Annotated in this window: 10 protein-coding genes; 2 read left to right on the forward strand and 8 right to left on the reverse strand. The window is 43.5% G+C overall.

Features of this window, described 5'->3' with window-relative positions; all coding sequences use genetic code 11:
- Positions 1–36: 36 nt before the first annotated feature.
- The 6 genes from F551_RS0115615 to F551_RS0115640 all read right to left on the reverse strand — a co-directional run bounded on the left by F551_RS0115615 (position 37) and on the right by F551_RS0115640 (position 7,088).
- Positions 37–2,088, reverse strand: a complete 2,052-nt coding sequence (locus tag F551_RS0115615; protein ID WP_018998462.1) for a 2Fe-2S iron-sulfur cluster-binding protein — start codon at positions 2,086–2,088, stop codon at positions 37–39.
- Positions 2,089–2,135: 47 nt separating this feature from the next.
- Complete coding sequence (locus F551_RS0115620; RefSeq protein WP_018998463.1) at positions 2,136–2,777, reverse strand: glutathione S-transferase family protein; 642 nt, start codon at positions 2,775–2,777, stop codon at positions 2,136–2,138.
- Between the two features lie 43 nt (positions 2,778–2,820).
- The gene (locus F551_RS0115625) at positions 2,821–3,282 is read right to left on the reverse strand and encodes a nuclear transport factor 2 family protein (protein WP_018998464.1); all 462 of its coding nucleotides are present in this window, start codon (positions 3,280–3,282) and stop codon (positions 2,821–2,823) included.
- 59 nt (positions 3,283–3,341) lie between these two features.
- Positions 3,342–3,890, reverse strand: coding sequence for a carboxymuconolactone decarboxylase family protein (locus tag F551_RS0115630; RefSeq protein WP_018998465.1), 549 nt, complete (start codon positions 3,888–3,890; stop codon positions 3,342–3,344).
- Positions 3,891–4,013: 123 nt separating this feature from the next.
- Positions 4,014–4,904: a LysR family transcriptional regulator gene (locus F551_RS0115635; protein WP_018998466.1), complete on the reverse strand. Its 891-nt coding sequence runs from the start codon at positions 4,902–4,904 to the stop codon at positions 4,014–4,016.
- 180 nt (positions 4,905–5,084) lie between these two features.
- Positions 5,085–7,088, reverse strand: a complete 2,004-nt coding sequence (locus F551_RS0115640; protein ID WP_018998467.1) for an alpha/beta hydrolase family protein — start codon at positions 7,086–7,088, stop codon at positions 5,085–5,087.
- Between the two features lie 413 nt (positions 7,089–7,501).
- Between F551_RS0115640 and F551_RS0115645 the strand changes: the two genes are divergently transcribed.
- Positions 7,502–10,432 (forward strand): TonB-dependent receptor plug domain-containing protein, encoded by a 2,931-nt coding sequence (locus F551_RS0115645; protein WP_018998468.1) that lies wholly within the window; start codon positions 7,502–7,504, stop codon positions 10,430–10,432.
- A gap of 511 nt (positions 10,433–10,943) precedes the next feature.
- Here F551_RS0115645 and F551_RS0115650 read toward each other — a convergent pair.
- On the reverse strand, positions 10,944–11,390 hold the full coding sequence (locus tag F551_RS0115650) for a DUF4396 domain-containing protein (protein WP_018998469.1): 447 nt from the start codon (positions 11,388–11,390) through the stop codon (positions 10,944–10,946).
- Between the two features lie 76 nt (positions 11,391–11,466).
- On the opposite strand from F551_RS0115650, the gene cueR reads away from it, so the two are divergent.
- Complete coding sequence (cueR, locus tag F551_RS0115655; protein ID WP_018998470.1) at positions 11,467–11,853, forward strand: Cu(I)-responsive transcriptional regulator; 387 nt, start codon at positions 11,467–11,469, stop codon at positions 11,851–11,853.
- Positions 11,854–11,867: 14 nt separating this feature from the next.
- On the opposite strand, the gene F551_RS0115660 is transcribed toward cueR, so the two are convergent.
- Positions 11,868–12,683: a copper resistance protein B gene (locus F551_RS0115660; RefSeq protein ID WP_018998471.1), complete on the reverse strand. Its 816-nt coding sequence runs from the start codon at positions 12,681–12,683 to the stop codon at positions 11,868–11,870.
- Position 12,684 lies beyond the last annotated feature (1 nt).

Consider the following 12,684-nt stretch of genomic DNA (forward strand, 5'->3'; position numbering starts at 1 on the left):
TACAGGTACTGCACGAGCCCTGATGGGGCTCGTGTTTTATAGTTCTAATGACAGGGGTGTTTGTCGCTTATCTTCTGCTGGTTCGGCGCAACAAATTAGGACTTCGTCTTCCCCGACCGGATGAGTTGGTGGTGAATTGTATACGACGCGGCCGTCTAACAATTTGACTTTACATGCGCCGCAGCTACCCATTCGACAACTGTGATTAGGGGAGAGGCCATTTTCTTCGGCGAGTTCCAGTAAAGTTCCAGATTCTGGCTTCCACACTGCAGATTTTTTTGACTTTGAAAAAGTCACGCCCACCGATGTTGTGGAGGATTTTGGGGGCGTCTCTTTTGGATTGTCGGGCCGACGTGTGATGGATGATGGGCCAAATGCTTCGAAGAAAATTCTATTGTCGGAAATATTCATGTCGCGAAGTTCTTCATATAATGAAGTCATAAAAGAAGTTGGTCCACATAGATAAAAATCATAGTCATCAAACGGTAGAACGGCTTTTAGGAGATCTGTTGAGAGCCTAGCCTCAATGCCTTTTTTTCCATTTTGTGGATCATCAGTTTCGCTCAGTGTTCTGACGAGGCGGAATTGCCCTTCAGCGGCTGCGAGCATATCTTCAATTTCATTGTCAAAGGCGCGCTCTTCAAATTTTCTGGCAGCTTGGAACAGCCAGGCTGGTCTGTGCCCGCGTGTGCGTTTTCCTTCATAAGTTAAATGACGCAACATGGAGATGAAAGGCGTTATACCCACTCCAGCCGCTAGCATGACAACAGGGCGCTTCTCTTTAGCATCAATTACGAAACCACCTTGCGGTGCTCTCGCTTTGATGACGTCTCCAGTTTGTAATGAATCATGTAGATACTGTGAAACTATGCCATCACGTTTGACGCTAATTCTATAAGTGGAATCCGAAGGTGCAGTTGAGAGCGTGTATGTTCGTAACTCTGGCTGCACTTTACCGGGTAGGTTTATTTGAATGGGAAGATGTTGGCCGGCCTTGTGGCGAACGATGCCATTTCCATCAATTGGTTCTAGCCAAAATGATTTGATGACTGAGCTTTCATTCACAATTTTCGTGATTTGAAAATCGCGCCATTCCAAAGATTTCCGCTGTGCATCAAGTCTCTGGTGAGCTTCATCCCATGAGCCGGCCATAAGTGAGTTTGGCGAGTATGTCTTGAAATCCCAACGCAGAGGTAGTGCATTTTTCCGAAGAATGATTTTTCGAGGCATAAAAGTCCATAGACGCTCAGCGCCTTCATAGGCATCGATTTCAGGTGCATCGAGAATGACCTCAGTATCGCCTGTCATTTGCAATACATCACCAGTTTCAAAGTCAGGAAAGATCAATCCTGCTTTGGGATTTTTTAGAAAATTCCCTAACGTATTGAAAATCAAGTTACCTGCAAAATCGGGGATGGTGAATTTGCCTGTCTCGTCGATATGCACAAAACCCGGTTTGCCACCGCGATGAGATACATCGACCTGACGCTCATTTTCTAAATCTACATATGACGCAACAAAAAAAGTGTCAGCACTGGTGATCAATTTCCGAATTTCAGGTGTGATTGCATCATAAGCTTTGACAGTACGGGTTGTGTATATTTCGGGATCGCTGACAAAATTGTAATCGCGCAACTGTATGTATTGAGGACAATTACCAAAGGAATGCCCCACATGCACGCTTAGCTTATTTTTAGAAGCTTGCCCTATTATTCCATTCATGCGGTTGCGACGCCGCGTGTGCAGTTCAATACCTAACAAACCAACAGCATCGCCATTTTGTAAGCCGGTTATGGCGGGATCGGATTTAGCTAGATTGGCGGTGATGTCCAATTGCTGGTTATTAGGCGAATTCATAAATCCGGGTCTTCCGGTAAGCAGGGTTGCCCAAGCATCTCCCTGATTATCGACTGACCCAGCGACTATGAATGGTAGATTTTGGAAAAAATCTCTGTGTTGGTCCGGCATGAAAGAGCGTATCATGCGGCCACCAACATCTTCCATTTGCTGGGTAATACCCAAATGATCATGAAGAGCTTTTTCGCCTTCATGTAACACAGAACGCTTAGTTTCAATTTTATCAGTCATAATGTGTTCCGTCTAAATGTTAGATGTTGGTGACTTGATTTACTGCTTTATGCTGGGATTGCAGATTCAGGCATTGCAACAAACCCCTGACGTGCCTCAATGCGTTCGAGCCAATTTTGAATTGCTGGATAGGGAGTAAGAGACACGCCGCCTTCAGGTGCATGCGCGACGTAACTATAAGCTGAAACATCTGCGATAGTTATGTCATCACCAATAAGATAGTCACTGTTAGAAAGGTGTGCGTCCATGACCTTAAACAGATCGTTTGCTATGGCTTTTGCCTTATCCCAGTCGAGCTGTGCGCCAAATACGGGTACAAGACGCGCGGCTGCAGGGCCGGATGCGATTTGACCTGCTGAAACAGATAGCCATTGTTGAACTTTGGCGGCCTTGACAGGATCGTTTGGCAACCATTGATGTTCATCACTATAAGCATGGATAAGATAGGTAAGAATGGCGTTGCTGTCCGCCAGTTTTGTACCATTGTCATCAATTACAGGGACTTGGCCAAAAGGGCTGTTTGCAACGAATTCGGGTTTTTTGTGAGCGCCATTCGCCATGTCTACTTCTATCGCTTCGTATGGAAGACCAAGAAATGACATAAGAAGTTCTACGCGATGACAATGGCCAGATTTCACATTGCGATAAAGCTTGATAGGCGTTGCGTTGGTCGGAAATTTCGTGTTCATGGGTATACCTTGTATGGTTGGGGATTTCAGGAAAGAGGGTGTATTAAAGGCCAAGTTCGCTGAGCGATTTGTGTTCATCTGGTCTACGGCCTAGGGGCCAATGATAGAGACGATCGTCTTCTGAAATTTCTAGGTCATTAATGCTGGCATGACGTTCCTGCATCAGTCCGTTTTCATCAAATACCCAGTTTTCATTGCCATAAGCGCGATACCATTGTCCTTGTTGGTTTTTATATTCGTAGGCATATCGAACGCTGATGCGGTTTTCATCAAATGCGAAAAGCTCTTTGATCAACCTGTATTCGAGCTCAGTATTCCATTTTGTCGTTAGAAACTGAACGATTTCATCACGACCTTGCACGAATTGATTTCTGTTTCGCCACTTGCTGTCTTGCGTGTAAGCGAGTGATACTTTTTCGGCATTTCTGCCATTCCATCCGTCTTCTGCTAGTCGCACTTTTTCAGCTGCTGTTTCGCGCGTGAATGGGGGAAGTGGTGGGCGCATCTTCCTCTCCTAATAATCTATTGGGGGCAATGTTTCAAAAAGAACCGCCTAATGGGCGCTTACTCTGCAAGTGCTGAAACCGCAGGAAAGTCGACTTCAGTATCCAGTGCGGAATTGACGTAATTGGTTAGAGTGTTGAGAGCGACATGCGCAATTATCTCGACGATTTCACCATCAGTAAAACCCGCATCTTTGACGTTTTTAACAGCAAGTTCCGACACATGGCCGCGCTCTTTTGCCAACTCAACTGCAAAGCGGACGGCTGCATTCGCTTTGACGTCGGTTGAAGTACCTCTACGGTTTGCTTCAATCTCAGCACTCGTAAGTTTCGCAACATTCGTTCCCAAGTAAGTGTGTGCTGCGAGACAGTAATCACATCCATTGATCTGAGCTATTGCAAGGGCAATGCGTTCGCGAGTCGCGGGGTTAAGGTTACCTTTAGACAGGGCAGTATTGAGTCCAACATAGCCTTCCAAAGCAGCTGGGCTAGTCGCTGTAATTCGAAACAAATTTGGAACCGTGCCTAATTGTGCATTGACTGCATTTAAGATGTCTTGAGATGCAGCTGGCGTGTCGGCAATTGTAGGGGGAGTAGGGATTCTGGACATTGCATTTTCCTTTCAAATACGCTGGGGGAGCGCGTCGTTCTTGATGAAAGGAATATGCTGATGATGCACTGAAAACAGAACCGTGCTTTTATGAAAGTGTGCCTTCCATAATCTGGAACAGTCTCAATTCAGAAAGGGATTAGCCCGGAGAGTTTTGGCTGCTGCGTCAACAAATGTTCGGATCTTTGCAGAGGCTTGGCGGCCATGCCCATGGACAACATGAATGGGTATGGGTGGTTGCGCGAAATCCTGCAACACAGTTTGGAGACTGCCTTCTTTTAGCTGAGGACCGATTTGATAAGATAATACTCTAACTAAACCCCATCCAGACTGTGCAGCTTGGATTGCAGCTGGGATAGAATTAAAAGATAGGCGATGGTTTAGTTTTATCGTTGCATTGTCTGCAAATTTCCATTGATCCTGAATTGAACCTAGTTTCAAGCCGATCGTTTGATGTGACGTTAAATCACTCGGCGTTTGAGGGATGGAATGTTCTTTTATATAAGAAGGGCTGCCGCAAATCTGGACTTGAACAGATCCTACACGCGTTGCCATTAGAGATGAATCGTTTAATTCGCCAATTCTGACAGCAACATCAATTCCCTCATCAATCATATTTACAACTCGATCAAGAAATACAGCTTCGATCGACATTTTGTTATGAGTGTTGAGGTACTCGGTGATTATAGGTGCAATATATATCTGGCCAAACATATTGGATGATGTGACGCGCAGACTACCTGTTGGCGTTTCGTTTGCCCCTCTAGCGCTTTCTTCAGCATATTGCATGTCTGACAGTAAATCTTGGATATCTCTTAGATAGTTTTTTCCGATGTCTGTAAGAACAACATGGCGAGTTGTTCTGTTGAGAAGTAAAACGCCGAGTTCTGCTTCTAATTCGTTTACCAATCGAGTTACAGAAGGGGCGCTTATATTGAGATTACGCGCGGCTTCGGCAAAATTTCCGCTCTCAGCTACTGCAATAAAAGTTTGCATTGCGCGAAATTTATCCACGGTGGCCTCCAAATAATATATGCTCGAAATGGATTAAAGCAATTTTCTGAAAAGCAAAGCCTGCAGGTTTTCTTATTCTAAGTTAGTTTGGTCTACTAACATACGAGGAGAGCAAACGAGTTTTTAGACGCCGTTTGCTCTCTTTAATTTAGGTTAGTTCACTGTATTTATGTGTGAAAACTAAAGTTGGCAGTCATCACGCAGAAATTCTTCAATAGCCGACAAAGAAATTCGGTGATGTTCTGGTTCCCAAAGCATTGAGTGTTTCATATCGTCAATAACAACTAGCTTTGAGTTGACTTTATCTTTGATTTTATTGTGAAAACTAGTGGCGTGATGCAATGGCACGCGCACATCTCTATCACCATGATAGATCAATATTGGAATGTTTGCTTTATCTGTGTTTTTCAGGGGATCCATACCTTTCACAGTTCTCCCTTGATAAGCACGCTGAATGCGATTGTCGCTCCAGTTGTTTCCAATGCGTGTCAAATTGGATACTCCAGCTCCCGCGATTGCACACTTAAATGGTCCATTCTCACGTACTGTAGCTGCCATCGCGGCAAACCCACCATATGAATATCCAAAAATAGCAATTCTTTCAGGGGCGGCAATTCCTTCTGACACCAACCAAGCAGCGCCATCATCTTTGTCGTCTTGCATCGCTTGTCCCCATTCAGCATCCCCAGCTGTCCAAAGCTCATAACCCCAGCCCTGACTACCGCGATATTGAGGTTGCAAAACAGCATACCCTCTAGAAGCCAAAAATTGTGGCCAACCAGACATATCCCAAGCATCACTATCTCGGGCCCAAGGTCCACCGTGTGGCAGGACGACTGTTGGTAAAGGACCGTCTTCTTTTTTCCAATCTTTAGGAAGTGTCAAAAATCCGGGAATTTTTAGACCATCGCGAGCAGTGTAATAGATAAGTTCAGTTTCTTTTAATTGAGAAGAGTCAAACCAAGGGCGCTCTTTTCCAATAGGGAGCATCACTTTTTTATCTTTTAGAATAAAGTAAGAAGGAGGCGTCGTTGAACTGGATACGGTATAGAGTATTTTAGATAGATCTTTTGTATAATCCTGTACATCAATATCCATTCCTGGATTTGCCGAGCTCAAAGCATCTAAGATTGCTTTCCACTCGGGGTCTATGATGTATGACTTGCCTTGTGATGCGGCATAAGTCACACCGATTAAGTTGTTGAAAGTATCTGGCCTGTCATCCAACCAAACTCCGGTCACGTTAAATTCTGGATGAGCAAATAAAGGCTCATCTGAAAATTTTTCTTTCTCAGCATCGTAGAAATATAGAGCTGCTTTGTCAGAAAATTTATCTGTAACAACATAGTAATGCCCCGATTTTTCATCGCGGCCCGCGATTGACATGGTTTGGCGTTTAACGGCTGTAACGGTCAAAGGTTCTTGAAGTTCAAATTCACCGTTTTTTTGTTTGATCAGAATCTGAAAATCGTAATCATTACCTGATTTTTTTTCCGATTGCGTTTTTGCCAGAATCTCACCGTCGCGGGGGTTCATGTAGGCTACAGTGGTAGATTCAGTCTCTCTATAAATAAGTTTCTCCGTGTCATTTTCTAGATTTACACGGTAAAATTCATTCACGAGTTTTGCAGTGTCCGTACGCCGAATTATGACATCAGTCTCACTAAATGGCAGATTTTGAGCAATGCCTGCTTCTCCACTGAGCTCAAAGCATTTTTCAAGAGCGTCATCACGTATGTTAGAACGTTTCGTAAATGGTTCTTCAAACTTTTTAGCTTTAGTGTCAGTGAGGTATGCCTTTATTAGAAAGGTCTTTACCGAACCAGCACCTGTCATGCCTTCCAAGCATTCATAACTGCCGGCATTCCCTGTCCAAGTTTGCTGCCCAATTACAAATACTTTGTCTGCTTTTAAGGCATTCGTCCCAATGAATTTCATTCTATCATTGGCTGGGGTGACAACTGGAGGTTTAGAAAGATTTTCTGCATCCCAGACCGCGAGAGACATATCTTTCTCGCCTTCCAGGGTAACCAAGCCAGAAATATAAGTACCGTCTTCTGAAAGACTCATAGAATAAAAAGCAGGATTTTTTGCTATATGTTCAATCGGAATTTGCGCGTGAGCTGCACTTGCGGTACAAAGCCCAACCCCTAAAACCGTAGCTAACGATTTGATTTTTATCATTTTTATAGATCTCCGGCAAACTTTTCCAATCGGGAAGATTCTTACCGATTTATGAATGGAAACTCGAATTTGGTAAAATGCTATCCCCAAATTTGAAATGCACAAGGCATAAGCTGTAAAGTTTTACATAATTCTGTTTTTTGAGGACATCTGTGTCATATAGTTGAATTGTGAGCCATATCCTTGCTGTCCGTTACCTTCCCTAAGGGGATATGGTCTCTTTTTTGACACAGTGAGAACAAAAATTTAGCAAAATCGTTGTTTCAGGCATTTTTTTCTAATTTACCTCTTGTAACATTTTTGTGACTGGATCCATGTTTCTAGACAATTGGTAAATTACCGGAAGATCAGCGCACAGTAGATCTCGATAGTTTTCCTTTTAAACTCAAGAGAATTTAACAGGGGTACTTTGTATGGCTAGTAATAAAAATAAGATGTTCACGAATTTACTTACGGGGGCGGCTGCATGTGCTTTGTTAACAGCTCCGGCCTTGGCGCAAGAAGCTGAAACGGTTCCAGCCCCAGAGGCACCTGCCGCTGCAGAAGAAGAAAAAACACTAGAGAAAATTGTTGTAACTGGTTCTTTGTTGAGACGTGATGATTTCTCTTCAGCATCTCCTATGCAAGTTCTTACAGCAGATACAGCTACTCTTGAGGGGCTTGTAACCGCAGCAGATATCCTACAGGGATCATCTATTGCTGCAGGTTCTGTTCAATTGAACAACCAGTTTGGTGGTTTTGTTGTTGATGGTGGTCTTGGTGTAAATACTATTTCTCTTCGAGGATTAGGTGATCAACGTACACTAGTTCTACTAAACGGTCGTCGCCCTGGACCATCAGGTACGAGGGGTGCTGTTGGGGCATTCGACCTTAACGTAATCCCTAATGCCGCTGTAACACGTTTTGAAATCTTGAAAGATGGTGCTTCAACTATCTATGGTTCAGATGCTGTTGGTGGTGTTGTAAACGTCATTACGCGTACTTCAATCGATAAACCTGAGCTAACTGTGCAAGCAAATGCTCCTTTCGAAGGTGGTGGTGAATCTCTACAGATTGATGGTGGATTTGGTCTGAATTTTGACACCGGTAACTTCACGTTTACTGGTCAGTATACTTCACGCGAAGACCTATCAATTGGTGACCGAGACTTCTTAAAGTGTGATGATGATTACGTCTTTGATGCACCGGGTGGCAACAGAATAGACCGCGAAGACAGATCAATAAATGCTGGTACAGCAAATGCAGGCTGTAGTAACATTTATGCAAACACAATTTTGAATGCTTTCAACTTTGGTCAACGGTGGGTACCAACAGCAGATGGATCTTCTGATGGCATTCTTGACGGTTATGCTTTGCGTACGAATGGCCGTTATGATGATGGTGAAGGTGCTGTTGCATATTACGACGACGATTTATACGACGAGCGTGTAAACTCTTCTGATGCAATCAATAAACAAGAATTGTTAAGCCTGTTCGCAACATCAGATTTCAGTTTCGATATCTTGGGTGGATTGAACTGGAAAGGTGAAGCTCTTTACACAAAACGTGAAACTACTGGTGAGCAATGGCGCCAATTCTTCCCTTACATTGGTGGTGATGCTGGATTTGGTTTTTATCCGTATGATGAGCCTTACGCTGACAACATTATTCCCTCAGGGCTTGCGCTTCCAATTACCGCTTTCCCATCAAACGACAAAATTGAGTTAGAATACACATCATTTGCGTCAACATTTGAAGGTGGATTTAGCGCTACAGGTGCAGAATATCTTAAAGATTGGGTCTGGTCAGCAGACTTTTCTTACTCGAAATCTGATGGTGATTACACCGGAAATGAAATATTAAAGTCTGCGTCTGGGGATGTATTTGAAACTGGTACACCACCGGCATTTAACCCCTTTGATCCTTCATGGTTAGATGGAACAGACACATCTTGGTATGATATTGTTCAGTCATTTGAAACAGGAAACACAATTTACGAACAACAGATCGCGCGCTTTATTGTGAATGGTCCTGTATTCTCGCTTCCTGCAGGTGAAGTTCTCATGGGGGCAGGGATCGAAGGTCGTAAATATGAGATTGATGACGAGCCTAGTGAGAATTCTCAAAACGCACTTCTCTGGGGTACTTCAACAGCTCTTCCAACCAAAGGTGAAGAAGATGTCTTCGAATACTTTGGTGAAATTGATATTCCTATCTTCAAAGGCCAACCTTTTGCTGAAGAGTTGACTGTGAACCTTTCTGGTCGCGGCTTCAACTACTCAACATATGGTACAGGTGATGTGTGGAAAGCCCAGGTTAATTGGCAGGTAACTCCTTCATTCCGTGTTCGTGGTACTCAAGGAACATCTTTCCGTGCACCAGGACTATTTGAGACTTATCAAGGTGCGACAACGAGTTTCCTAAGTCAGTTTGCTATTGACCCTTGTGTTGATTGGGGTGATTCAACTAATACTAACTTGCGTACAAACTGTGCCGCTGAAGGTATTCCTGAAGACTACTCACCTGTAGGTGCATCAGCGACTATCGTTTCAGGTGGAGGTGGAGGGCTTCTCACACCGGAAACTTCTGAAGCTAAAACTTTTGGAGTGATTTTCACACCGAGCTTTACAAACCTATCTTTGGCGATTGATTACTTCAGCATTGAAGTTGATAACCAAATTGCTCAGCTAGGAAGCAGCACTATATTGGGTGCATGTTATGTTGCTGATAACTTCCCGAATTCATTCTGTGATCTATTCGATCGGAATTCAGCTACGGATGCTACTTCTCCGCTTTCTATTACCCAAGTTCGTGATTTCTACATCAATGTAAATAGTCAAGAAACTGAAGGTATAGACATCACGGCTCGTTATGAGAAAGAGTTCAATTTCGGTACTCTTGAAATTGAAGCGCAAGCTACTCGTACGTTCTCTGACGTTAGAAACCTCTTTAGTACAACAGAGGAAAGCGGTTTTGAAACCGATGACTTTAACGGTACTATTGGTGAGCCTAAATGGGTTGGTAATTCACGTGTATCTCTAGATCATGGTGACTTTAAATTCTCATGGTTTATGGATTACATCGGAATGGGTGATAACACTGAATTTGAAGATGCGAACGCGACATATTTTGGAGCTGATGCATTTTACGTATTCAAGACTGATGCAGTTTTATACCATGACTTCTCAGTACAGTGGACATCAGATGACATCAGTGTAACTGCTGGTATTCAGAATGCATTTGATGAAGACCCACCAAGCATTTCGAACGCAAGCTTCACCAGCCGTCGAGGAACTGTTCCTCTATCAGCTGGATATGATCTTCGCGGTAGAACTGGGTTCGTTCGCGTAACTAAAAAGTTCTAAACTTTCTAGTTGAACCTTAAAGCAAAGAAGAGGCGGTTGATTGTATAGATCAACCGTCTTTTTTGTTTATCAACAATATTGAAAGATTAGGTCCAAATTAACGAAAAGTCTTCGCTACACTCTCTCTTATTCGCCTGTTTTATAATGCTATTAGCTATAAAGAGTGTGAAGTCCGAGACACTACGAAAACAGCGATCAAACTACTAAAATCTAACATGCAAACATTACAAGCCGGAGCAATTGTGGTTTGGGCTGATCAGGTTAGTTACAAGTGGTCGTCAATTGTGCTCTCGCGCAGTTCAAAATGGTAAGAATCACTAACGGAGAGAATCAGATTCTCATTATTAATGGTTCATTTTTATCAGCCCATTTAGCCTGTTTACCTTAATAGTGATTCCGGTCTGTATTCAAACGAGAGCAGGGGATACCGTCAGGCAGGTTTTCGCCAATACGGACATTTCCCTCCTAGCGATTACATGACCAGTTGGATCAGATTTCAACCGTTCACTTTTCAATGACATGATTTCTTCAATGCAACCAACCTCCAATAGTTGTAAGGTAGTGGTGCTAAGAAGCCGGCCAGAAGCATAAGCGGGATCACATACCATGTGAGCTTAGCTCCGCCTGTGACCCAGACGTCGACTAAATTCATTGCTGCTTCCATGGCGATCATGGATATAAACGACATGCCAATAGCGGTCTGAAATGCAAGTTTGAACGCCATCTGCCTTGAGAGAATAATGGTTTCAAGGATGATTGAAGTCAGCAATCCGTTTATGATGGCTAAAGTCATAATGGCCCATACAGGCCAAGGAATACCCGTGAATTGAAAGAACGCGATTGTTCCCAAATCACCAATAGAACACCCCAGTAGACACCATAGCGTATTTTGGGAAGCTTTCTTCCAGCTTTTCCATTCAGTCCAATTTAAATTCAGAGCATTTGCAAGTGATGTCATTTATGTCTCTCAGTCATGTATTCTATAATATGAAGACATGCTAAGGTTTCCAGTAACTGGAAGGTCAACGTTTAAAATGAATATCAGTAAAGTCGCTAAAATCGCACAATTACCTACCAAAACTGTGCGTTATTATTCTGAAATCGGTCTTGTGGCTGCTAGTGGTCGTACTGAAGCGGGGTATCGTGATTACAGTGAGCAAGATGCCCGTAAACTTTGCTTTGTTCGCAGGGCGCGTGAATTTGGTTTTTCGATAGAAGAATGTCGCTCACTATTGAGCCTTTATGAAGACAGAGAGCGTAGCAGCTCTGAGGTAAAGGCGTTGGCTCAAACCCGTCTAGATGAGATTGAGCAAAAGCAAAGAGAGTTACAATCCCTGCACACAGCGATTTCTCATTTGATTAAAAACTGTAGTGGAGATCATCGTCCTGATTGTCCAATTATAGACTATCTGGAACAATGATCTCCTAATCTAGCTTAGAACCAGCCACGCACACCTAACACAAAGAATGTGCTATTGGCCTCTTCACCATGAGCTTCAGCTATATTTGCTGTTTCTCCGATGAGCGCTTTGTGCTCTATGCCGATGTAAGGCGCAATTTCACGTTTAAATTCATAGCGCAGGCGTAATCCAGCTTCGATATCTGTAATACCGGAAGCTACCTCTAGTTCTGGTATATCTTGGGCGGATATGCCGACCTCAAGGCGTGGTTGAAGAATAAGCCGCTGAGTGAGAAGAAGCTCATATTCTGCTTCAAAGTCCGCTGTTACATCACCTTTTTCGCTCAAATAAGCCGCCCCATCAACTTCAAACCAATATGGCGCTAATCCCTGAAAACCAAAGACAGCATGGGCAAGTCCATCGGGCTCAAAATCATATCGCACACCTGTTTGCACATCGAAAAAGCGAGAGACTGCATGTGACCAAAGAGCTTGCATTTCAACCTCTTCAAATTCATCATGTTCAAGCGAGTATTCTCCTTCGGTGGTAATATAAAGTTTGTCGATATCGCCGCCATAACGGTAGCTCGCGTCCCAAACGCCAACATCTTCATCTTCGCCTGATTGCACCTCAAGACGATCAACCATCAGCATTCCAAAGGATTGCCCGCCATTATGATGGAGAACATGCGTGCGAGTATGTGCCATTTCCTCAGGATCAAAATATTCATCCGCCATAGACCACGGCTTTTCATCATTAGCCGGATGGGAATGCTCTTGCGCATTGGCTAACGGTGTAAATGCTAAACATGACAAGACACCGGTTGTGAGGAATAGAGAAAAACGTTTCATG

Source organism: Hirschia maritima DSM 19733 (genome assembly GCF_000378345.1).
Taxonomy (GTDB): domain Bacteria; phylum Pseudomonadota; class Alphaproteobacteria; order Caulobacterales; family Hyphomonadaceae; genus Hirschia; species Hirschia maritima.

Coding starts and splice junctions, on each gene's coding strand:
- F551_RS0115645 (WP_018998468.1), top strand. CDS start 7,502: ATGGCTAGTAATAAAAATAAGATGTTCACGAATTTACTTACGGGGGCG.
- cueR (WP_018998470.1), top strand. CDS start 11,467: ATGAATATCAGTAAAGTCGCTAAAATCGCACAATTACCTACCAAAACT.
- F551_RS0115615 (WP_018998462.1), bottom strand. CDS start 2,088: ATGACTGATAAAATTGAAACTAAGCGTTCTGTGTTACATGAAGGCGAA.
- F551_RS0115640 (WP_018998467.1), bottom strand. CDS start 7,088: ATGATAAAAATCAAATCGTTAGCTACGGTTTTAGGGGTTGGGCTTTGT.
- F551_RS0115650 (WP_018998469.1), bottom strand. CDS start 11,390: ATGACATCACTTGCAAATGCTCTGAATTTAAATTGGACTGAATGGAAA.
- F551_RS0115630 (WP_018998465.1), bottom strand. CDS start 3,890: ATGTCCAGAATCCCTACTCCCCCTACAATTGCCGACACGCCAGCTGCA.
- F551_RS0115625 (WP_018998464.1), bottom strand. CDS start 3,282: ATGCGCCCACCACTTCCCCCATTCACGCGCGAAACAGCAGCTGAAAAA.
- F551_RS0115660 (WP_018998471.1), bottom strand. CDS start 12,683: ATGAAACGTTTTTCTCTATTCCTCACAACCGGTGTCTTGTCATGTTTA.
- F551_RS0115620 (WP_018998463.1), bottom strand. CDS start 2,777: ATGAACACGAAATTTCCGACCAACGCAACGCCTATCAAGCTTTATCGC.